This window comes from Micromonospora sp. NBC_01405 (genome assembly GCF_045040155.1).
GTDB lineage: Bacteria > Actinomycetota > Actinomycetes > Mycobacteriales > Micromonosporaceae > Micromonospora.
Map to the genome: position 1 here is coordinate 3,669,528 of NZ_CP109532.1, position 20,800 is coordinate 3,690,327.

Below are 20,800 nucleotides of genomic sequence, written 5' to 3' on the forward strand. Positions count from 1 at the left end.
CTCCTCGACCGCGAATGACGGCGGGCGTGGCCGCCACCACGACGGACGATGGCGACGACGTTAGGTGGCCCCGGTGCGGGCCGGCACGCCCTGTGGACAACGGGCGCCGGCCCGTACCCCCGGTTGTCCACAGGCGTTGCCCACAGCCGACCCGGTAGCTAATCTGCGGCGTCCTCCGCCGGTAGGGTGAGGCGGTGATCGTCGCTGTCGGCATCGGCATCGTCCTGGTCGAGCGGTTCGCCAAGGCGTCACACGGGTACGGACGCGACCGGCACGGACGGGACGGGATGGCATGAAACCGGTGTGGCGGGTCGCGGACGTACGGGCGGCGGAGGTCGGGCTGATGGCCACCCTCCCCGCCGGGACGCTGATGCAGCGGGCCGCCGCGGGGCTGGCCCGCCGCTGCGCGCTGCTGCTCGCCGACCGGGGCGGGGTGTACGGCTCCCGGGTGCTGCTGCTGGTCGGCACCGGTGACAACGGCGGCGACGCCCTGTACGCCGGGCAGCGGCTGGCCCGCCGGGGTGCCGCCGTGTCGGTCCTGCTGCTCACCCCCGGGCGGGCGCACGCCGAGGGGCTGGCTGCGCTGCGCGCCGCCGGGGGCCGGCTGGTGGACCGCCCGCCCGCGCAGGTGGACCTGGTGCTGGACGGGATCGTCGGGATCGGCGGCACCGGCGGGCTGCGCGAGGCGGCCGAGCGGCTCGTCGCCGAGCTGCCCGGGCTGCGCGGCCGGGACGGCGTGCGGGCCGCCGTGGTCGCCGTGGACGTGCCGAGCGGGGTCGCCGTCGACACCGGTCATGTGCCCCCGACCGCCTCCGGCCGGCCGAACGCGGTCCGCGCCGACGTGACGGTGGCGTTCGGCGCGCTGAAGCCGGCGCTGGTGGTCGGCCCGGCCGTGGCGCTGGCCGGCCAGGTCGAGTTGGTCGACATCGGGCTGGGGCCCTGGCTGCGCGGCACCCCCGCGCTACGGGTCACCGAGTGGTCCGACGTCGAGCAGTGGTGGCCGGAGCTGGGCCCGGCATCGGAGAAGTACACCCGGGGCGTGGTCGGCCTGGCGACCGGCTCGGCGGCGTACCCGGGGGCGGCGGTGCTCTCCGTCGGTGGCGCGCTCGCCGGGCCGACCGGCCTGGTCCGGTACGCCGGGAGCGCCCGCGACGACGTGCTGCGCCAGCATCCCTCGGTGATCGCCAGCGGGCGGGTCGCCGACGCCGGCCGGGTGCAGGCGTGGGTCTGCGGCTCCGGCCTCGGCACCGGCGAGGACGCGGTGGCCGAGCTGCGCGCGGTGCTCGCCGCCCCGGTGCCGGTGGTGCTCGACGCCGACGCGTTGACCCTGCTGGTCGACGGGTCGATGGCGGACCGGCTGCGCAGCCGGGACGCCCCGATCGTGGTCACTCCGCACGACCGGGAGTTCGGCCGGCTCTGCGGCGAGCATCCCGGAGCCGACCGGGCCGCGGCGGCGCTGCGGCTGGCCGCCTGGATGAACGCGGTGGTGCTGCTCAAGGGGGACCGGACGATCGTCGCCACCCCCGACGGCCGGGCGTACGTCAACCCGACCGGAACCCCCACGCTGGCCACCGGGGGCACGGGCGACGTGCTCGCCGGGCTGCTCGGCTCGCTGCTGGCCGCCGGGTTGGTCCCGGAGCGGGCGGCCGCCGCGGCGGCGTACCTGCACGGGCTGGCCGGCCGGGAGGCGGCCCTCGGCGGGCCGGTGACCGCGCCCGACGTGGCCGCCGCCCTCCGCCCGATCGTGGCCCGGCTGCCCTGACCTCGGGCCGCCGCCGCGCCGTCCGGGGCGGCTCCGGCCCGGGTTGATCACCGTGGTCAGTAGGCTGGGGGCATGTGGCAGTCCGAGGTGCGGGTCGATCTTGACGCGATCCGGGAGAACGTGACGCGGCTGCGGGCCGGAACCAGCGGCGAGCTGATGGCGGTGGTCAAGGCCGACGGGTACGGCCACGGCATGCTCCCCTCGGCCCGCGCGGCGCTTGATGCGGGGGCCGACTGGCTCGGCGTCTGCACCCTGGACGAGGCGCTGACCCTGCGCCGGGCCGGCGTGACCGCGCCGGTGCTGGCCTGGCTGCTCGCCCCGGGGCTGCCGCTGCACGAGGGCGTCGCGGTCGGGGTGGACCTGGCCGCCGCCAGCCTGACCCAGCTCGACGAGATGATCGAGGCGAGCCGGCAGGCCGGCAGCCCGGCTCGGCTGCACCTGAAGATCGACACCGGTCTGGCGCGCGGCGGGGCCACCGTCGCCGACTGGCCGGCGCTGCTGGAGGCCGCCGCGAAGGCCCAGGCCGACGGTCTGGTCGAGGTGGTCGGCGTGTGGAGCCACTTCGTGTACGCGGACCTGCCCGGCCACCCCACCACCGATCGCCAGCTCGCCGTCTTCCACGAGGGGCTGGACATGGTCGAGCGGGCCGGGCTGCGCCCGCGCTACCGGCACCTGGCCAACTCCGCCGCCACCCTGACCCGCCCCGACACCCACTTCGACCTGGTCCGGCCGGGGGTCGCGATCTACGGGCTCTCCCCCGTGGCCGGCGAGCGGTTCGGGCTGCGCCCGGCGATGACCGCCCGGGCCCGGGTCATGCTCACCAAGCGGGTCCCGGCCGGCAGCGGCGTGTCGTACGGCCACACCTACCTCACCGAGGCCGACGCCAACCTGGCCGTGGTGCCGCTCGGCTACGCCGACGGGGTGCCCCGGCACGCCTCGAACACCGGCCCGGTGCAGCTCGCGGGCCGGCGGCGGACCGTCTCCGGCCGGATCTGCATGGACCAGTTCGTGGTCGACTGCGGCGACGACCCGGTGGCCGCCGGCGACGTGGTGACCCTGTTCGGCCCCGGCACCGACGGCGAGCCCACCGCCGACGACTGGGCCGCCGCGGCCGGCACCATCAACTACGAGATCGTCACCCGGTTCGGCGGGGTCCGGGTGCCCCGCGTCTACGACGGCGAGCGGCCGTGACCGGGGTGGCGGCGTGACCAGGTTCCGCATCCCCCGGCCGCGCACCGCCGCCGGCCGGGTCGCCGGCGTGCTCGGGGCCGCCGTCGGCGTGGCCGCCGCCGGGCTCGCGGCGGGCGTGGTGAGCGAACGCGCCCTGGTCCGCCGGCTCAAGACCGACCCCACCGATCCGTACGCCGACGAGGTCTTCGGCGCGCAGCCGTACGACGAGGCGTTGCGGCTGGAGTTGGCCGACGGCACCGACATCCACGTCGAGGTGGTCGAGCCGACCCGCCCCGTCGCCGGGCACCCGACGGTGGTGCTGGTGCACGGCTTCTGCCTGGACATGGGCACCTTCCACTTCCAGCGCAAGCTGCTCGCCGAGCGCGGCGAGCACCGCATCGTCGCGTACGACCAGCCGGGCCACGGCCGGTCGGGGCGGCTGGAGACCGGCGAGTACGACCTCACCGCGCTCGGCCGCACGCTGCGCCGGGTGATCGACCGGACCGCCCCGGAGGGCCCACTGGTGCTGGTCGGCCACTCGATGGGCGGAATGACCATCATGGCGTTCGCCGAGCTGTACCCGGAGCTGTTCGGCGACCGGGTGGTCGGCACGGTGCTGATGGCCACCTCCGGCGGGCTGCTGGCCGAGACGAAGCTGGTGGCCCCGGCCCTGCTCGGGCGGGTCAGCTCGCCGGTGCTCTACATGATGAACAACGCCACCCGGTACGGCGGCACGGCCATCGACAAGGCCCGCAGGTCGGCCTCGAACATCGCCTGGCTGCTCACCCGCCAGTACGGCTTCGGCACCCCGAAGCCGAGCCCGGCCCTGGTGTCGTACGTCGAGCAGATGAACTCCCGGACCTCCGCCGACACGGTCACCCGCTACCTGCGCACCCTGGCCACCCACTCCCGGTACCCGGCGCTGGCGGCGTTGGCCGGCACCCCGGTGCTGGTGGTGGTCGGCGACAAGGACATGATCACGCCCGTGACGCACTCGGAGGAGATCGTCCGGCGGCTTCCGCACGCCGAGTTTCTCAAGATCCACGACAGCGGGCACGTGGTGATGCTGGAGCACGCCGACGAGGTCGACGCGGCCCTGGAACACTTCCTGGCGGCGCTGTGAGCGCCACCGGGGACGGCCGTGCCGTCGGGCGTCCTTCGCGCCCTCGGGGTGGCGCGGTGAGCGTCGTCGTGCCGTCGGTGGTGGCGCGGTGAGCGTCGTCGTCACGTTGTCGACGGTCGAGGACACCCACGCGTTCGGCCGGCGGCTGGCCGGGGTGCTGCGCGCCGGCGACCTGCTGCTGCTCACCGGCCCGCTCGGTGCCGGCAAGACCGCGCTGACCCAGGGCATCGGGGCGGGTCTCGGGGTACGGGGCGACGTCACCTCACCGACCTTCGTGATCGCCCGGGTGCACCGCCCCGACCCGGCGCGCGGTGGCACGATGGCGCTGGTGCACGCGGACGCGTACCGGCTCGGGGACGCCGCGGATCCGCGCGCGGAGATCGACGACCTCGACCTGGACGCCTCGGTAGACGACTCGGTCACCGTGGTCGAGTGGGGGGAGGGTCTGGTCGAGCAGCTCGTCGACGCCCACCTGCGGGTCCGCATCGACCGGCGCGACGACGACAGCCGGGTGGTCGAGCTGGAGCCGGTCGGCGGCGACTGGCCCGCCCGGCTCGCCACCCTGCCCTGACCCGCCCCGCCCTCACCCCCGCCCTCACCCCCGCCCCGCCCCGCCCCGCCCCGCCCCGCCCCGCCCCGAGATCGTGCAGTTTCCCCGAAAGAGTGGCTATCGTCCGTCGCGAGGCCACTCTTTCCGAGAAACTGCGCTCGCCGCTCGCCGCTCGCCGCTCGCCGCTCGCCGACCGCCGACCGCCGACCATCGATGGGCAGCGACGGGAGGCCGTACTCCCGTGCCGGGGTGTCGGACGGGGCTGGTAGGAAAGGGGCCGACCGACTGCGAAAGGTTGCCGATGCCCAACGACGCCCCCGACCTCGACCTGCTCGCGCTGCTGCCCGACGAGTGGCGCGCCGCGCTCACCCCCCACCTCGACCCGGCCCGCACCGCTGCGCTGGCCGAGTTCGTCGCCGGGGAGTACGCCACCCAGACCGTGTTCCCGCCGGTCGAGGACCTGTTCTCCGCCTATCGCCTGTGCGGGCCGCAGGGGTGTCGGGTGCTGATCCTGGGGCAGGACCCGTACCACAAGGCCGGGCAGGCGCACGGGCTGAGCTTCAGCGTCCGTGAGGGGGTGTCGGTCCCACCGTCGCTGCGCAACGTCTTCAAGGAGTTGGGCGAGGACCTGGGCGTGGCGAAGCCGCGCAGCGGCAACCTCGACGGTTGGGCGGCACAGGGCGTGCTGTTGCTGAACTCGGTGCTGACCGTTCGGCAGGCCACCCCCGGCTCGCACGCCAACAAGGGGTGGGAGGAGTTCACCGACGCCACGATCCGGGCGCTGGACGCCCTCGACCAGCGCGTGGTCTTCCTGCTCTGGGGCGGGTACGCCCGCAAGAAGGCTTCCCTGGTCACCAACCCGCAGCACGTGGTGCTGGAGGCCGGCCACCCCAGCCCGATGAACCCGCGCGGCTTCCTGGGAAGCCGACCGTTCAGTGCGACCAACAAGGCCCTCGCCGACGCCGGCCTGCCGACCATCGACTGGGAGCGGTCCGCCGGCTGAACCGCACCGCACCGGATCGTTCGTCGTCGCAATGGACGAGCGTCCGGCCACGCGTCGGAGCCGATCTGTCCCGGTTCCGGTCGGGATCCGTCCCGGTACCGGTACCGGGACGACTCTTGTGGGCCTCGGCCGGTCGACCTGCCGCCACCATGAGGGCACGTGTGGAGTGACGTGGCGTTCACTGTCCGCTGTAGACTTCCCGGGACCCGGTGACTGCGATCGGAGGCGTCCCATGGCGACGACGGCGACCATCAGCCCCCGACAGTGGCAGACGGCCAGGGGGGCGCTGGAGCAGGCCACCGCCCGGTTCGTCCGGCTGGTCGAGACGGTCGACCGGCCGGACACCATGGTGACCGCGCACTGGTCCGTGGCGGACACTGTCGTCCACCTGGTCTCGGTCGCCTGGTGGTACGCGACCAAACTCGACCCCGATCACCCGCCGCTGCCGATCCCTGGCCTCAGCGCCCAGCTCCCGACCGTCACCGTGGATACCATCGCCGACGTCAACGACCTGATACTGCGGCACCTGACCGACCGGTCGCCCCGGCCGCTGCTGGATCGGTTCCAGGCCGACGTGGACAAGATCCTCCGAATCACCGCCGACCGCCGACCGGACGAACTGCTCAGCTGGTTCGGCGACGCTCGCGCGCCCCTCGCCGGTCTCTTCGGCCACCTGGTCAACGAGCTGCTCGTGCATGGCTGGGACATCGCCCGCGCGACCGGCCGGCCGTGGAAGATGCCCGGCTCGGAGGCCGTGCTCTTCTTCGAGGTCTTCCTGGTCAACGTGCTCCGCGCCGGCTACGGACACCTGCTCGACAACGACGAGCCGCCCCGGGAACGCCCGATCACCGTCGAGTTCCGGTCCGCGTACTGCGCCGACATCACCCTCGTCCTGCACCGGGGGGTGGTGACGGTCGCCGCCCCGGGCACCCCGCCGGACGTCCGGGTCCGGTTCGACCCGGCGGCGCTCAACCTGATGCTGTTCGGCCGGGTCAGCCGGGTCCGCACGGTGCTCGCCGGCAAGCTCGCCCTCCGGGGCCCCCGCCCCTGGCTCCTCTTCCCCTTCCTCCGAGTCCTACGAGCCCCGAGCTGACCCACCCCACCCACACCGGCGAGGGGCGGGCGGCGAGGGCGGCGGGGGGTCGCTGGGGGAAGTGGCGGGGCGGTTAGGGTGGCGTTCGTGCTCGTACTGGTGCTGGACTCCTCGACCCCCGCGGTGACCGCGGCGCTGGTGGAGGTCACCGCCGAGGGCGTGACGGCACGGGCGCAGCGCCGCACCGTCGACGCCCGCGCGCATGGCGAACTGCTCGCGCCGCAGGTCGACGCGGTCCTCGCCGAGGTCGGCGCCCGCCCGGCCGACCTGGCCGCGATCGTGGCAGGGCTGGGCCCCGGCCCGTTCACCGGGCTGCGGGTGGGGCTGGTCACCGCCGCCACCATGGCCCAGGTGCTCGGCGTTCCCGCGTACGGCGTCTGCTCGCTCGACGGGATCGGCCACCCGGCGGCGGCCGGCGAGCCGGTCCTGGCGGCCAGCGACGCCCGCCGCCGGGAGGTCTACTGGGCGGTGTACGACGGCGCGGGCGAGCGGATCGCCGGCCCGGACGTGGACACCCCGGTGGTGGCCGCGCGGCGCGCCCGCGACCTCGGTGTCACCGCCGCCGTCGGCGACGGCGCGCACCGGTACGCCGACGTGTTCGACCTGCCGCTGCGGGCCGAGCCCCGCTACCCGGACCCGATTGTGCTGGCCGCGCTGGCGGCCGAGCGGATCCGCTCCGGCGCCCCCGGTGACCCGCTCACCCCGCTGTACCTGCGCCGCCCCGACGCCGTGGCGGCCACCGCCCGCAAACCGGTCCTGCCGTGAGCGCGAGGAGTGAGCCGGGTTTGCGAGCCCCGCAGTCGCGAGCTGAGGTAGCGCCGTGAGCGCGAGGAGTGAGCCGGGTTTGCGAGCCGAGGTAGCGCCGTGAACCCCGCCGGGGTGCGGCTGGAACCGTTCCGCTGGTGGCACATCGACGACGTGCTGCCGATCGAGGCGGACCTGTTCGGCGCCGAGCAGTGGTCGCCGGCGATGTTCTGGAACGAGCTGGCCAACGGCCACTTCTACCTCGTCGCCACCGACGACGACGGCTACCTGCTCGGCTACGCCGGGTTGGCCGTGGCGGCTCCGGACGAGGCGTGGGTGCAGAACATCGCCGTCCGCCGGGGAGCCCAGCGGCGCGGCGTGGGCCGGGCACTGCTGGACGCGCTGCTCGCCGAGGCGGCCCGCCGGGGTGCGCACAGCACGCTGCTGGAGGTCGCGGCGGACAACGCCCCCGCCCAGCGGCTCTACGCGACGTACGGCTTCGAGCCGATCGGGGTGCGCCGCGGCTACTACCAACCGAGCAACACCGATGCGCTGATAATGCGGCGCGAGCAGGACTGAGGAGACATGGCTGACGAACCGCTGATCCTCGGCATCGAGACGTCCTGCGACGAGACCGGGGTCGGCATCGTACGCGGGCACACCCTGCTCGCCGACGCGCTGGCCTCCAGCGTCGAGGAGCACGCCCGGTTCGGCGGCGTGGTGCCCGAGGTGGCCAGCCGGGCCCACCTGGAGGCCATCGTGCCGACCATGGACCGGGCGCTGCGGGAGGCGGGGGTGACCATCGCCGACATCGACGCCATCGCGGTGACCTCCGGGCCGGGGCTGGCCGGCGCGCTGCTGGTCGGCGTCGCCGCAGCCAAGGGGTACGCGCTGGCGGCCGAGAAGCCCGTGTACGGGGTCAATCACCTCGCCGCGCACGTCGCCGTGGACACCCTCGAACATGGGCCGCTGCCCGAGCCGGCGATCGCCCTGCTGGTCTCCGGCGGGCACTCGTCCCTGCTGCTCGTCGACGACCTGGCCCGGGGGGTGACTCCGCTCGGGGCGACGATCGACGACGCCGCCGGGGAGGCGTTCGACAAGGTGGCCCGGCTGCTCGGCCTGCCGTTCCCCGGCGGGCCGTACATCGACCGGGAGGCCCGGGCGGGCGACGCCGCCGCCATCGGCTTCCCGCGCGGGCTCACCGCCGCGAAGGACCTCGCCGCGCACCGGTACGACTTCTCGTTCTCCGGGTTGAAGACGGCGGTGGCCCGCTGGGTGGAGGCCCGGCAGCGGGCCGGCGAGCCGGTGCCGGTGGCCGACGTGGCCGCGTCGTTCCAGGAGGCGGTCTGCGACGTGCTCACCACGAAGGCGCTGGCCGCCTGCCGGGCCCACGGGATCGACACGCTGGTGATCGGCGGGGGAGTGGCGGCGAACTCCCGGCTGCGGGTGCTCGCGGAGGACCGGGCGGCCAAGCTGGGCATCCGGGTGCGGGTGCCCCGGCCGCAACTGTGCACCGACAACGGGGCGATGGTGGCCGCGCTCGGCTCCCACCTGGTCGCCGCCGGGGTCGCGCCGAGCCGGCTCGACCTGCCGGCCGACTCGGCCCTGCCGCTGACCACGGTGAGCGTGTGACGACTCGACGTGACGGCGAGGGGAACGACGACGTGATCGTACGGATGTGGGAGGCGCGGGCGGAGGCCTACGGCTTCGCCGACCTGATCACCTGGGTTTGCGACACCGCCCTGCCCGAGTTCGAGCACGACCCGCTGCACCTGTCCAGCGAGGTGTTCAGCTCGACCGACCACCGGGTGGTGGTCATCTCGAAATGGCGCAGCAGCCCCCGGCCGCTGCCCGACCCGCCCGCGACGCTGGTCGCCCGCCCGCCGCACTCATGGGACTTCACCCAGGTCGACCGCTGAACCCGGCCGGCTGCCGCCGGTCAGGACAGGCCCAGAACGCTGAGCCGGGGGTGGGGGCCGGCGGCCGGGTCAGCGGGTGAGGGCCATCAGCAGGCCGAGCAGGACCAGGGTGGCGACGGCGACGGCGAAGACGACCAGCAGGTCCCGCCGGCCGTGCTCGGCGGCCGGTTCGGCGGGGGTCGGTTCGACCGGCAGATCCCGGGTCACCGCGGCCAGGTCGTTGAGGGTGCGGGCGGACCAGACCACCCCGACCCGCTCGGAGAACTCGTCCAGGCTGAGCCGGCCCGCCGAGGTGTGCCGTTGCAGCTCGGCGACCACCCGGTGCCGGTCGTCGTCGGAGGCGCGCAGCTCGACGTCCACGGGGGACAGGGTACGCAGCCGCGCCGCCAGGGGCGGGCCGCACCGGGCGGAAAGCCGGTCAGCCGGCGTCGAGCGGGTCGGCGAGCAGCCGCTCGAAGGCCAGCTCGGCCGCGCCGACCAGGGCCGCGTCGGCGCCCAGCTTCGGGGTGCGCAGCCGGACGTGTTCCAGGCAGGCCGACAACCCGATCGAGTTGAGCCGGCTGCGGACCTGGGCCGCCGAGGCCAGGTACAGGTCACGCATGGTGCCGCCGAAGATGACCATCTCCGGGTTGAAGATGTTGACCAGGTTGGCCACGCCGAAGCCGAGCCAGTCGCCGGCCTGGCGGACCGCCGTCTGGGCCCGGGCGTCGCCCCGACCTGCGGCGTCGAAGACGGCCAGCAGCGCGTCCCGGCCCCGGGCGTCGTGCCGGCCGGCGGCCCGCAGCAGGGCGTGCTCGCCGATCTCGGTCTCCCAGCAGCCCCGGGAGCCGCACTCGCAGCGGGTCCCCTCCCGGACCACCACCATGTGGCCGACCTCGCCGCCGTACCCGCCGTGCCCGGTGAGCCGCCGGCCGCCGGCGATGATGCCGGCGCCGACGCCGACGTCCCCGTACAGATAGATGATGTTGTCGCAGCCGGCGGCGACGCCCCGGGCGTGCTCTGCGAAGGCCGCCACGTCGGCCACGTTGCCGACCGTGATCGGCACGTCGATGCCCAGCTCGGCGGCCAGCGCCGCGCCGATCGGCTCGTCCACCCAGCCGGTGGGCGGGCTCAGCCGGACCAGGCCGTCGTCGCGGCGGACCATGCCGCAGACCGCCACCCCGACCCCGACGCAGACCGCGCCGGCCGGCACCGCCGGGAGCATCTCCTTGAGCGCTCCGGCCAGCAGCGGCGCGGCCTCCCCGGCCAGCAGGTTGCGGGGCCGGTCCAGCTCCCGGCGGTCGAGCACCGCGCCGCCCAGGCCGACCCGCGCGGCCCGCAGCCGGTCCACCTCCACGCTGTACGCGTACGCGTACACCCGCTCCGACTCGGGCCGGACGACCAGCGACGGCCGGCCGGCCCGGCCGGTCTCCCGCGGCGTCCCCTCGCTGACCAGGCCGGCGCCGGTCAGGTCGGCGGTCAGCGCGCCGATGGTGCTGCGGTTGAGCCCGAGCACGGTGGTCAGTTCGGCGCGGGTCGTCGCGCCGTGGACGTGCACGTAGCGCAGCAGGGCACCGAGGTTCTGCCGACGGATCTCGTCCTGGCTGGGTCCTGCGCGCATCGCCACCGGCACTCCGTGTCGCACGTCGTCAGTGGGCGCCGGTGGTGGCGGACCGCCGGCGGGACAGCGCGTCCACCCCGGCGGCCAGCATCAGCACCAGCCCGGTGAAGAGGTACTTGAGGCCGGAGCTCAGGTCGAGCAGGCCCATCCCGTTGATGATCACCGCTACCACCGCCCCACCCAGCACCGCGTTGATCATGCGACCCTTGCCGCCGAAGAGGCTGGTGCCGCCGATCACGGCCGCTCCGACCGCGTAGAGCAGCACGTTACTGCCCCCGGTGTTCGGGTCCACCGACCTGTCCCGGCTGGCCGCGATGATGCCGCCGACCGCCGCCATCGCGGAGCAGACGACGAACGCGGAGATCCGGATCCGGTCCACGTTGATGCCGGCGCGGCGGGCGGCCTCCCGGTTGCCGCCCACGGCCAGCAGGTGCCGGCCGTACGCGGTGCGATCGAGCACGAAGGTCCAGAAGACCAGCAGGACGGCGATGAGCGGCACCACGATCGGCATGCCCTTGTTGGAGCTGATCAGCGGGTTGATGCTGCGTTCCTGGTTGAACACGTACACGGCGGGACCGAGGAGCAGCGCCAGTGCCGCGACCCGGCCGGCGACCACGGCGACCGGCTCGGTGACCAGCCCCCGGGCCGTCCGGTCGCGGTGCCGCAGGAGTTGCGTGACGGCGTACCCGGCGACCGCGACCCCCGCCAGCAGCCAGCCGATCGGGGGCGGCACCCACCGGTTCTCGATCGCGATGATCACCTCGTCGTTGATCGCGATGTTGGTGCCCTCCCGCATCAGCAGCAGCACCACGCCCTGGAAGGCCAGGAAGCCGGCCAGGGTCACCACGAAGGACGGGATGCCGACCTTCGCCACCAGGAAGCCGAGCGTCAGGCCGATGAGGACGCCGGTGGCGACGGCGGCGAGCACAGCGACGTACCAGGGGTGGCCCAGGTCGCTGACCACCTTGGCCAGGACGGTGGCGCAGACCCCGCTGGCGACGCCGGCCGACAGGTCGATCTCGCCGAGCAGCAGGACGAAGACCAGGCCCATCGCGATCACGGTGACCGCGGCCCCCTGGGTGAACAGGTTGGCGAAGTTGGCGGCCGAGAAGAAGACCGGCCGGACGATCGCGAACGCCAGGCAGAGCACGACGAGGGCGGTCACGGCTGGCAGCAGGCGCAGGTCGCCGTCGCGCAGCCGGGCGAGGTAGTCCCGGACGTGGCTGCCGACGGAGGGCTCCGGGGCGACGTCCGAGGACCCTTCCCGCTTGACGACGGTGGCGGTCATCGGACGGCTCCCCAGGTGGTGGCGTCGGATCCCGTGCCGAGGGCGCTCGGTTCGGCGTGGCCGAGGGCGCCGGAGCGGCCGGAGGTGATCAGCTCGACCACCTGGGCGTGGGTGATGTCGGTGGTCCGCACCTGGGCGACCAGTTGGCCCAGGTAGAGCGCGGCGATCCGGTCGGAGATGGCGAAGACGTCGTTCATGTTGTGCGAGATGAGCACCACGGCCAGGCCGTTGTCGGCCAGCCGGCGGACCAGCTCCAGCACCTGGGCGGTCTGCGCGACGCCCAGCGCGGCGGTCGGCTCGTCGAGGATGACCAGCCGGCTGTTCCAGAGCACCGCCTTGGCGATGGCGACGGTCTGCCGCTGCCCGCCGGAGAGGCTGGCGACGTGCTGGCGCAGGAACCGCACCGTCCGGATGCCCAGGCTGACCAGGGTCTCGGCGGCCATCTGCTCCATGGCCGACTCGTCCAGGACCAGGCCGTTGCTCCGCTCCCGGCCGAGGAACATGTTCTGCACGATGTCGAGGTTGTCGCAGAGGGCGAGGTCCTGGTAGACGACGTCGATGCCCAGGGCTGCGGCGTCCCGGGGGCTGTTGACGCTCACCGGGCGGCCCTCGAAGAGGAACTCGCCGGAGTCGGTGGGGTGGATGCCGCTGATGCACTTGACCAGGGTTGACTTGCCAGCGCCGTTGTCACCGACCAGCGCGGTCACCTCGCCCTCGTGGACGGACAGGGTGACGTCGCGCAGGACCTGGACGGGGCCGAAGCTCTTGTCGATCCCGCGCAGTTCCAGCAGGGGGGTTGCGGACACAGGGTCTCCTCCGTACAACGGTCGGCGGGCGGGTCAGCTGATCCCGGCGGCGGCGCACCGCTCGGCGTACGGGCCGGCGCAGAGCTTGTCCCGGGCGACGTAGCCGTCGGCCACGACGTCCTTGACGTTCTCCTGGTAGATAGCCTTCGGCTCCAGCAGCACGGCCGGTACGTCCCGGCCGCTCTCCGGGTCCCGGACCGTCTGGCCGGTGTCCCGGCGGACGCCGTTGGCCAGCGAGACGGCCAGCGCGGCGGCGGCGTCCGCCTCCTTCCGGATCGCCTTGTACACGGTCATGCACTGGTCGCCGGCGAGGATGTTGCGCAGGCCCTGCACGTCGGCGTCCTGCCCGGTCACCGGGACCTTGCCGTTGAGCTTGTTCTTCTTCAGCACCGAGACGGCGGCGTTGCCGAGGCCGTCGTTGGCGGCGAGCACCCCGTCGATCCGGCCCTCGGTCCGGGTGAGCATCTGCTCGAAGAGCACCCCGGCCTGCGCGTTGTCCCAGTCCGGCACGGGCTGGTCGGGGCCCCTGACGTACGTCCCGGAGGCGAACTTCGGGCCGAGCACCGAGTCGTAGCCGGCCTTCAGCTCGGTGGCGTTGTTGTCGGTCGGCGAGCCGTTGAGGAACGCCACCACCGGGTTCTCGACGCCCTGGTCGGCCAGGCACCGGCTGAGGCCCTCGCCCTGGAGCCTGCCGACGGCCTCGTTGTCGAAGCTGACGTAGTACTCGGCCGAGCCGCCCAGGGTGAGCCGGTCGTAGTCGATGGTGGCGACGCCCTGCGACCTCGCCCGGTCCAGCACGGCCCTGCCGGTGCCGGAGTCCAGGTTGACGATCATCAGCGCGGTGACGCCGGCGGTGAGCATGCCGTCGGCGATGGTGGAGAAGCTGGACTTGTCGCCCTGCGCGTTCTGGATGATGTAGTCGACCCCGGCGGCCCGGAACGCTTCCTCCAGGTACCTGCGGTCCGCGCCCTCCCACCGGGCGCTGGTCCTGCTGTCCGGCAGGATCACCCCGATCTTCGGCTTTCTGTCGCTGCCGACCGCCGCGCTGCCGGGGCCGCAGGCGGCCGTGCCGCCGGTGGCCAGCACGCCCACGACGGCGAGGGTGAGGAAGCCCTTGCGCATGTGCGGTCCTTTCGGGGGTGGAAGGCGGGACAGCAGTTTGTTGTGTCCGGCAACGTATTTCGTGCCGCAGGTCCGACACAAGGCCGTCGAGTTCTGAAGTCTCGTCGGCCGCAGTAACAATTCGGCAACGCCGACGACACCTGCCGCCGCCCGCCGGGAGCGGGCATCCCGGCCCCTGTGCTGCCCGGACGCGACCCGGACCGCCGGTCCGGCCGGGCCGCTCGCGGTGTGCGGTGGGGAGCGGCGGCCGGCGGTGGCGGTGGGTCAGTGGGCCGCGATCGGGGCCGTGGCGGCGTCGGTGAGGGCGATCAGGTCGGCCGGGGCAAGCTCAACCTGGAGGCCGCGCCGGCCGGCCGAGACGTAGACGGTGTCGTGGGCCAGGGCGGAGGCGTCCAGCACCGTGGGCAGGCGCTTGCGCTGGCCGATCGGGCTGATCCCGCCGCGTACGTAGCCGGTGGCCCGCTCGGCGACCGCCCGGTCCGCCATCGTCGCCCGCTTGCCGCCGAGCGCGGCGGCCAGCGCCTTGAGGTCCAACTCGCCGGTCACCGGCACCACCGCCACGGCGAGCGCGCCGTCGACCTCGGTGACCAGCGACTTGAACACCCGCTCCGGGGGTGCGCCCAGGGCCGCCGCGACGAGCGCGCCGTAGTCCGGCGCGTCCGGCGAGACGTCGTACGGGTGGGTGCTGTGCCGGATCTTCCGCCTGTTCAGCAGCGCCGTCGCCGGAGTGCCCTGTCCCGCCATGTCCGACAAGCTAACCCGGCGTCGCCCGGCGGGCCACCGGAAACGGCGGATCAGCGCGGCGGCAGGACCGGCCCGCACCGGGGGGCCGCCCGCCGACCGGGGCGGCGGTGGCCCAGCCCTCCGGCCGGCACGACAGCACGGTGGGTGCGCTGGCGACCCGGGTCAGCCCACCGGCCGGCACAGCAGCACGGTGGGCGCGCCGGCGACCCGGGTCAGCACCAGGCTCGCCGCCTCCGGGCCGGCCAGCCGCAGGTCCCGCCGCAGCTTCTCCGGCTCCAGCGCCGAGCCGCGCTTGAGGATCTCGACCCGGCCCACCCGGCGCTCGCGCAGCAGGGCGCGCAGCCGCTTCAGCGAGAACGGCAGCACGTCGGTGATCTCCAGGCAGCGGGCGAACGGCGTCGCGCCCGGCGCGTCGGCGTACAGGTAGGCGATGCTCGGGTCGGCGAGCGTGGCGTCGATGGCGTCGGCCAGCTCCGCGACCAGGTGGGCGCGGACCACCGCCGGGTCGGGGTCGTGGACGTACCGGCGGACCGGGCCGACCGTGGCCTCGACCGCGCCGGAGCCGGTGAGCTGGTGGTGGGCGACCGGCGCGGCGGCGGCGGTGGGGGCTGGCTCCCGCAGCAGGGTGGCGCGGCGGGGGACCTCGGCGAGCCGGCCGCACCACAGGGCGGCCTCGACCAGGTCGCCGGCCACGCTCACCCACTCGGCCTCGGCTCCGGCCGGGATCAGCGCGTGGTCGAGGCCGGGGGCCACCTTGACCACGGTGTTCGGCACCCGCTCGGCCAGGCCGGTGACGAAGTCCCACGGCGGCGAGTAGGCGTTCGGGTCGAAGATCCGCCGCCCGGTGCCGGCCCTGCGCCGTGCCGGGTCGCAGAAGACCGCGTCGACCCGGTCCACGTCGAACGCCGTGGCGTCGCCGCACTCCACGGTGAACGCGTCGGCCAGCCCGGCGGCCTCGGCGTTCGCGGCGGCCATCGCGGCGGTCACCGGGTCGGCCTCCACCCCGTACACCCGGATGCCGGCGCGGGCGGCGGCGAGCGCGTCGGCCCCGAGGCCGCAGCCCAGGTCGGCGAGGGTGCGCACCCCGGCCGCGCGCAGCCGCGCGGCCCGCCGGTCGGCGACCACCCGGCGGGTGGCCTGCTCCAGCCCGGGGCGGGTGAGGAACATGCCGGCGGCCTCCGGCCCGAACTTGCCGACCGCCCGGCGGCGCAGCTCCGCCTGGGTCAGCGCCGCCGCCGCGAGCCCGGCCGGGATTCCGGCAGAGCGGAGCGCGCCCGCCGCGGCCAGCGGGTCGCCGCCGGCCCTCTCGGTCGCCGCGTCGAGCGCGGCCGACCCCTCGGGGGTACGCAGGGCGGCGAACTGGTCGAGATCCACCCGCCCATTGTCCCGGCCCCGGCCGGGCTGGTCGGTTGCGGGCCGTCAAGGGCCCGTCCCGACTGGCGGGCCCGGCGTCGCTGGGCCCGCAGGAACGTCAGCGTCGGAATCCGGGCCCCTCCAACGGCCTCCGATGGTGGCCACCGACGGTAGGGAGTCGAACACGGTGTGGCGAGGCGTCGTCGGCGTGTCGCGGTTACGAGTGGCGAAACTGTGGCGACACGACGGGTGGCGCGCTGGCACTCTCCTTGACGGAGTGCTAGCCACGGCCTAACCTGCGATTAGCACTCTCCCATCGAGGGTGCCAGCTTCCGGGCCCGTGCCCGGGCGCTGAACGCCAGGCGGACCGGCACCCGCGACGACGGCCCCGCCCGGTGGCATGTGGCAGATTGACGCTGGTCGGCCCCGTCGGCCAGCAACGAAACCAATACCCCAGGAGGGTATGCCCGTGACTACCGCGACCAAGGTTGCGATCAAGCCGCTCGAGGACCGGATCCTGGTCCAGGCGAACGAGGCTGAGACCACCACGGCGTCGGGCATCGTGATCCCCGACACCGCCAAGGAGAAGCCGCAGGAGGGCACTGTCCTCGCTGTCGGCCCGGGCCGGATCGACGACAAGGGCAACCGGATCCCGGTTGACGTCGCCGTCGGCGACACCGTCATCTACTCGAAGTACGGCGGCACCGAGATCAAGTACGCCGGCGAGGAGTACCTGGTGCTCTCCGCCCGCGACGTTCTCGCGGTCATCGAGAAGTAGGCAACCGATCAGTGTCACTGCCCCGGTCCGGTTCGCCGGGCCGGGGCAGTGACGCCTCGAAGGGACATTAATGGCGAAGATCCTCAGCTTCTCGGATGACGCCCGACACCTGCTGGAACACGGTGTCAACGCCCTCGCGGACGTGGTCAAGGTCACTCTCGGCCCGCGCGGGCGCAACGTCGTCCTGGACAAGAAGTTCGGTGTGCCCACGATCACCAACGACGGCGTGACCATCGCCAAGGAGATCGAGCTCACCAACCCGTACGAGAACCTCGGCGCGCAGTTGGTCAAGGAGGTGGCGACCAAGACCAACGACGTCGCCGGCGACGGGACCACCACCGCGACCGTGCTGGCCCAGGCGATGGTCCGCGAGGGCCTGCGCAACGTGACCGCCGGCACCAACCCGGCCGGCCTCAAGCGCGGCATCGACCTGGCCGCCAACAAGATCTCCGAGGCCCTGCTCGAACGGGCCGTCGAGGTCGCCAGCAAGGAGTCGATCGCGCACGTGGCGACGATCTCCGCGCAGGACGCCACGATCGGCGAGCTGATCGCCGAGGCGATGGAGCGGGTCGGCCGCGACGGTGTCATCACCGTCGAGGAGGGTTCCACCCTCGCCACCGAGCTGGACGTGACCGAGGGCCTCCAGTTCGACAAGGGCTTCATCTCGCCGAACTTCGTCACCGACGTGGAGGGGCAGGAGGCGGTCCTGGAGGACCCGTACATCCTGATCACCACGCAGAAGATCTCGGCGATCGAGGAGCTGCTGCCGCTGCTGGAGAAGGTCCTCCAGAACAGCAAGCCGCTGCTGATCATCGCCGAGGACGTCGAGGGCCAGGCCCTGTCCACCCTGGTGGTCAACTCGATCCGCAAGACCCTCAAGGTCTGCGCGGTGAAGGCCCCCGGCTTCGGCGACCGCCGCAAGGCGATGCTCCAGGACATGGCGATCCTCACCGGCGCCGAGCTGGTCGCCCCGGAGCTGGGCTACAAGCTGGACCAGGTCGGCCTGGAGGTGCTCGGCACCGCCCGGCGCGTCGTGGTCGACAAGGAGAACACCACCGTCGTCGACGGTGGCGGGCAGTCCAGCGAGGTCGCCGACCGGGTCGCCCAGATCCGCAAGGAGATCGAGGCCTCGGACTCCGAGTGGGACCGGGAGAAGCTGGCGGAGCGGCTGGCGAAGCTCTCCGGCGGCATCGCGGTCATCAAGGTGGGCGCGGCGACCGAGGTCGAGATGAAGGAGCGCAAGCACCGCATCGAGGACGCCATCGCCGCGACCAAGGCCGCCGTCGAGGAGGGCACGGTGCCCGGTGGTGGCGCCGCCCTGGCGCAGATCCGGTCGGTTCTCGACGACGACCTCGGCCTGACCGGCGAGGAGAAGATCGGCGTCTCGATCGTGCGCAAGGCGCTGGTCGAGCCGCTGCGCTGGATCGCGCAGAACGCCGGCCACGACGGCTACGTCGTGGTGCAGAAGGTCGTCGACCAGGCGTGGGGCAACGGCCTCAACGCCGCCACCGGCGAGTACGTCGACATGGCGAAGGCCGGCATCATCGACCCGGTGAAGGTGACCCGCAGCGCGGTCTCCAACGCCGCTTCGATCGCCGGCCTGCTGCTCACCACCGAGAGCCTGGTGGTGGAGAAGCCGGAGAAGGCCGAGCCGGCCGCCGGGGGCCACGGCCACTCGCACGGCCACGGCCACCAGCACGGCCCGGGTTTCTGACCGACGCCGTACGACACCGCGCAGGGCACGCCTTCACCCGACGGCGTGCCCTGCCGCCCTTCCTGCCCCCTGAGGTGGCGGGCGCGCGCCGGCAGGCCCGTCACCCGATGGTGGGCGTGTCGAAGGGCGGCGGCGGGCCGAGGTAAGCGACCTCCGGCGCCAGCAGCACCGCCCACGCGGGCCGGAACGCCGGTGCCCGGCGGTCCAGCTCCGGCTGGAGGTGGCTGCGCCAGGGCCCGTGCCCGTCGTCGGTCAGCCAACCGGGCCACGAGTCGTAGCGCCGTTCGAGGGTGAAGCCGCCGGCGGTCGTCTCCAGCCGTAGGAAGATCCACTGCCCGTGCGCCGAATCGGCCTCGGCCGCCCGGAGCCGGCGGACCAGGTCACCGGCCTGGCGGAAGGCCGCCCACCCGTCCTCGCCCGGACGGTTGGCCGGGGGAGCCTCGCCCGGGTGCTGGCTGAGCGCGGTGTCGGTGACCTGTATGAACAGCGAGCAGCGGCCGTCGCCGGCCGGGGCCCGGCCGCGTGCCCAGTCGACGAGCTCGGTCAGCTCGGGGGTGGGTGCCGGGGCCGGGCGGGGCGCCTCCGTGGCCCGCCGCATCGCCGTCCAGACCAGCCGGTCGTGCTGGTCGTCGCTGAGCACCCGGACCCGCCGGGGCGGGGCCCCTGCCGCCGCCACCACCGCCGGTGGTCGCTCGCCCGGGGTCAGCCCGGCCCGGGCCGCCATCGCCAGGCCGGCGGGCACGTCGACCGGGCCGGGCCGGAGCCGGCCGAGCAGCCCGTCCAGCGCGCCCGCGTCGAGGGCGCGGTCGGCAGCGGCGTCGAGCAGCCGGCCGGCGGCCTCCGCCACCTCGGCCTGCTCCGTCGCCTCGTCAGCAGGCTGGTATCCGCCCCACTCGAAGACCACCTCGCCCAGCTCCCGCCGGGCCCGGTCGTCGTCGAGCACCGCCCCGGCGGTGGCCCGCAGCCCGTCGGGCAGCAGCGGCTCCGGGTACGGCACCCGGGACCAGCCGCCGTCGTACCAGTAGGCGTAGCCGAGCTGGTCGCCCTCGGCATGCCGGATCAGCTCCGGCCAGGGCAGCCAGGCGGGGGCCCCGGCGAGCAGGTCGAGCGGCGGGCTGACGTTGACGGTGTCGCTGTACTCGTGGTCGTAGCCGAAGAGCACCGCCCGGCCGCCCTCGACACGCACCAGCCGCGCCCAGTTGCCCCCGTGGTCGTCGTGGTGGGCGCCGTCCGCGTCGTACCAGTAGACGTCGTCGTGGCCGAGGGTGGCGAGCGCCGAGGCGAGCGCGCCCCACCGGGCCCAGAGCGTGTCCGGATCCGCGATGTCGATCAGCATCCGAGGATCCTGGCAGAACGGTGGGACATCCGCCTGGCCGGGACGTGACACGACGCCGCGCCCCGGGCGGCCGGGGCGCGGCGTCGGCGTGCGGTGGGCGCGGTCGTCAGGCGACGCTGCGCTGGGCGGACATCGCGGACTTGTGCGGGCGGCCGAGGCGGGACTCCAGGCGGGCCACGTCGACGCGGCTGTGCCGGCGGTCGGCCAGGTCCTCCCAGCCGACCGCGAGCAGCCGCAGCCGCTCCGCCTCGCTGAAGCCGCCCCAGACGCCGTACGGCTCACGGACGGACAGCGCGTGCGCGGCGCACTCGGCGCGTACGGGGCAGGCCCGGCAGACCGCCTTGGCGCCGGACTCGCGGCGCAGGCGGGAGGAGCCGCGCTCCCCGTCCGGGTGGAAGAACTGGGCGCTGTCGCGGCCCCGGCAGGCACCGAGCCGCTGCCAGTCCCAGAGGTCGACGATGGGTCCGGGCAGCCTGCGTACGTTCGACATCAGCACCCCTCCTCCCGCGGCACCGCGGAGACTCTCAGTTGACCGGATGTCCGGGCGGCGGCCGCGCTGGCGCACCGATTTCCGGCTCGGGCTTCCGGTACCCCGGCTCGCGCGGGCTCACACTTCTGTGATCGAAAACCTCGGACATTGCGCGGCTTATGCCCTATCTGTCGGAAAAGTTCGGAGGATTGCTGGGAACACCCAC

At 74.1% G+C, this 20,800-nt stretch carries 21 protein-coding genes; 12 read left to right on the forward strand and 9 right to left on the reverse strand.

Features of this window, described 5'->3' with window-relative positions:
• Nucleotides 1–292 precede the first annotated feature (292 nt).
• The 10 genes from OG559_RS15850 (at nt 293) to OG559_RS15895 (ending at nt 9,364) form a co-directional block, all read left to right on the forward strand.
• On the forward strand, nt 293–1,762 hold the full coding sequence (locus tag OG559_RS15850; protein WP_405104610.1) for an NAD(P)H-hydrate dehydratase: 1,470 nt from the start codon (nt 293–295) through the stop codon (nt 1,760–1,762).
• A 72-nt stretch (nt 1,763–1,834) separates the two neighbouring features.
• On the forward strand, nt 1,835–2,953 hold the full coding sequence (gene alr / locus OG559_RS15855) for an alanine racemase (protein WP_405104611.1): 1,119 nt from the start codon (nt 1,835–1,837) through the stop codon (nt 2,951–2,953).
• Nucleotides 2,954–2,966: 13 nt separating this feature from the next.
• A complete protein-coding gene (locus OG559_RS15860) occupies nt 2,967–4,055 on the forward strand; it encodes an alpha/beta fold hydrolase (RefSeq protein WP_405104613.1) in 1,089 nt (362 codons plus the stop codon).
• Between the two features lie 88 nt (nt 4,056–4,143).
• Nucleotides 4,144–4,626 (forward strand): tRNA (adenosine(37)-N6)-threonylcarbamoyltransferase complex ATPase subunit type 1 TsaE, encoded by a 483-nt coding sequence (tsaE, locus tag OG559_RS15865; protein ID WP_405104615.1) that lies wholly within the window; start codon nt 4,144–4,146, stop codon nt 4,624–4,626.
• Between the two features lie 280 nt (nt 4,627–4,906).
• On the forward strand, nt 4,907–5,608 hold the full coding sequence (ung, locus tag OG559_RS15870; RefSeq protein WP_405104617.1) for a uracil-DNA glycosylase: 702 nt from the start codon (nt 4,907–4,909) through the stop codon (nt 5,606–5,608).
• A 232-nt stretch (nt 5,609–5,840) separates the two neighbouring features.
• Nucleotides 5,841–6,701: a maleylpyruvate isomerase family mycothiol-dependent enzyme gene (locus OG559_RS15875; RefSeq protein WP_405104619.1), complete on the forward strand. Its 861-nt coding sequence runs from the start codon at nt 5,841–5,843 to the stop codon at nt 6,699–6,701.
• Between the two features lie 87 nt (nt 6,702–6,788).
• Nucleotides 6,789–7,466 (forward strand): tRNA (adenosine(37)-N6)-threonylcarbamoyltransferase complex dimerization subunit type 1 TsaB, encoded by a 678-nt coding sequence (gene tsaB / locus OG559_RS15880; RefSeq protein WP_405104621.1) that lies wholly within the window; start codon nt 6,789–6,791, stop codon nt 7,464–7,466.
• A 114-nt stretch (nt 7,467–7,580) separates the two neighbouring features.
• On the forward strand, nt 7,581–8,024 hold the full coding sequence (rimI, locus tag OG559_RS15885; protein ID WP_405116693.1) for a ribosomal protein S18-alanine N-acetyltransferase: 444 nt from the start codon (nt 7,581–7,583) through the stop codon (nt 8,022–8,024).
• 6 nt (nt 8,025–8,030) lie between these two features.
• Entirely contained in the window at nt 8,031–9,077 is a 1,047-nt protein-coding gene (gene tsaD, locus OG559_RS15890) for a tRNA (adenosine(37)-N6)-threonylcarbamoyltransferase complex transferase subunit TsaD (RefSeq protein WP_396670295.1), read from the forward strand.
• A gap of 32 nt (nt 9,078–9,109) precedes the next feature.
• Nucleotides 9,110–9,364, forward strand: a complete 255-nt coding sequence (locus OG559_RS15895) for a hypothetical protein (RefSeq protein WP_117665155.1) — start codon at nt 9,110–9,112, stop codon at nt 9,362–9,364.
• A 69-nt stretch (nt 9,365–9,433) separates the two neighbouring features.
• On the opposite strand, the gene OG559_RS15900 is transcribed toward OG559_RS15895, so the two are convergent.
• The 7 genes from OG559_RS15900 to OG559_RS15930 form a co-directional block, all read right to left on the reverse strand.
• On the reverse strand, nt 9,434–9,724 hold the full coding sequence (locus OG559_RS15900; RefSeq protein WP_405104623.1) for a DUF1707 domain-containing protein: 291 nt from the start codon (nt 9,722–9,724) through the stop codon (nt 9,434–9,436).
• 58 nt (nt 9,725–9,782) lie between these two features.
• On the reverse strand, nt 9,783–10,964 hold the full coding sequence (locus tag OG559_RS15905) for an ROK family protein (protein ID WP_405104625.1): 1,182 nt from the start codon (nt 10,962–10,964) through the stop codon (nt 9,783–9,785).
• Nucleotides 10,965–10,992: 28 nt separating this feature from the next.
• Nucleotides 10,993–12,252 carry a sugar ABC transporter permease gene (locus tag OG559_RS15910; protein ID WP_405104627.1) on the reverse strand — a complete coding sequence of 420 codons (1,260 nt, stop codon included), beginning with the start codon at nt 12,250–12,252 and terminating at the stop codon, nt 10,993–10,995.
• Entirely contained in the window at nt 12,249–13,058 is an 810-nt protein-coding gene (locus OG559_RS15915) for an ATP-binding cassette domain-containing protein (RefSeq protein WP_405104629.1), read from the reverse strand. Before OG559_RS15915 ends, OG559_RS15910 begins: the two co-directional genes overlap by 4 nt.
• Nucleotides 13,059–13,091: 33 nt before the next feature.
• Complete coding sequence (locus OG559_RS15920) at nt 13,092–14,180, reverse strand: sugar ABC transporter substrate-binding protein (protein WP_405104631.1); 1,089 nt, start codon at nt 14,178–14,180, stop codon at nt 13,092–13,094.
• Between the two features lie 264 nt (nt 14,181–14,444).
• Nucleotides 14,445–14,924 carry a Cys-tRNA(Pro) deacylase gene (gene ybaK / locus OG559_RS15925; RefSeq protein ID WP_405104633.1) on the reverse strand — a complete coding sequence of 160 codons (480 nt, stop codon included), beginning with the start codon at nt 14,922–14,924 and terminating at the stop codon, nt 14,445–14,447.
• Between the two features lie 162 nt (nt 14,925–15,086).
• Nucleotides 15,087–16,298 (reverse strand): THUMP-like domain-containing protein, encoded by a 1,212-nt coding sequence (locus tag OG559_RS15930; RefSeq protein WP_405104635.1) that lies wholly within the window; start codon nt 16,296–16,298, stop codon nt 15,087–15,089.
• 442 nt (nt 16,299–16,740) lie between these two features.
• On the opposite strand from OG559_RS15930, the gene groES reads away from it, so the two are divergent.
• Together groES and groL are read left to right on the forward strand one after the other, a co-directional pair.
• On the forward strand, nt 16,741–17,055 hold the full coding sequence (gene groES / locus OG559_RS15935; protein WP_350881844.1) for a co-chaperone GroES: 315 nt from the start codon (nt 16,741–16,743) through the stop codon (nt 17,053–17,055).
• Between the two features lie 70 nt (nt 17,056–17,125).
• Nucleotides 17,126–18,769, forward strand: coding sequence for a chaperonin GroEL (gene groL, locus OG559_RS15940; protein WP_405104637.1), 1,644 nt, complete (start codon nt 17,126–17,128; stop codon nt 18,767–18,769).
• A gap of 100 nt (nt 18,770–18,869) precedes the next feature.
• Here the strand turns inward: groL and OG559_RS15945 are convergent, their stop codons facing one another.
• The gene (locus OG559_RS15945) at nt 18,870–20,105 is read right to left on the reverse strand and encodes a hypothetical protein (RefSeq protein WP_405104639.1); all 1,236 of its coding nucleotides are present in this window, start codon (nt 20,103–20,105) and stop codon (nt 18,870–18,872) included.
• Between the two features lie 106 nt (nt 20,106–20,211).
• Nucleotides 20,212–20,595 carry a WhiB family transcriptional regulator gene (locus OG559_RS15950; protein ID WP_350881838.1) on the reverse strand — a complete coding sequence of 128 codons (384 nt, stop codon included), beginning with the start codon at nt 20,593–20,595 and terminating at the stop codon, nt 20,212–20,214.
• Nucleotides 20,596–20,800 lie beyond the last annotated feature (205 nt).

Coding starts and splice junctions, on each gene's coding strand:
- tsaD (WP_396670295.1), top strand. CDS start 8,031: ATGGCTGACGAACCGCTGATCCTCGGCATCGAGACGTCCTGCGACGAG.
- OG559_RS15945 (WP_405104639.1), bottom strand. CDS start 20,105: ATGCTGATCGACATCGCGGATCCGGACACGCTCTGGGCCCGGTGGGGC.
- groES (WP_350881844.1), top strand. CDS start 16,741: ATGCCCGTGACTACCGCGACCAAGGTTGCGATCAAGCCGCTCGAGGAC.
- OG559_RS15910 (WP_405104627.1), bottom strand. CDS start 12,252: ATGACCGCCACCGTCGTCAAGCGGGAAGGGTCCTCGGACGTCGCCCCG.
- OG559_RS15920 (WP_405104631.1), bottom strand. CDS start 14,180: ATGCGCAAGGGCTTCCTCACCCTCGCCGTCGTGGGCGTGCTGGCCACC.
- OG559_RS15905 (WP_405104625.1), bottom strand. CDS start 10,964: ATGCGCGCAGGACCCAGCCAGGACGAGATCCGTCGGCAGAACCTCGGT.
- groL (WP_405104637.1), top strand. CDS start 17,126: ATGGCGAAGATCCTCAGCTTCTCGGATGACGCCCGACACCTGCTGGAA.
- ung (WP_405104617.1), top strand. CDS start 4,907: ATGCCCAACGACGCCCCCGACCTCGACCTGCTCGCGCTGCTGCCCGAC.
- OG559_RS15950 (WP_350881838.1), bottom strand. CDS start 20,595: ATGTCGAACGTACGCAGGCTGCCCGGACCCATCGTCGACCTCTGGGAC.
- OG559_RS15850 (WP_405104610.1), top strand. CDS start 293: ATGAAACCGGTGTGGCGGGTCGCGGACGTACGGGCGGCGGAGGTCGGG.
- ybaK (WP_405104633.1), bottom strand. CDS start 14,924: ATGGCGGGACAGGGCACTCCGGCGACGGCGCTGCTGAACAGGCGGAAG.
- alr (WP_405104611.1), top strand. CDS start 1,835: ATGTGGCAGTCCGAGGTGCGGGTCGATCTTGACGCGATCCGGGAGAAC.
- OG559_RS15875 (WP_405104619.1), top strand. CDS start 5,841: ATGGCGACGACGGCGACCATCAGCCCCCGACAGTGGCAGACGGCCAGG.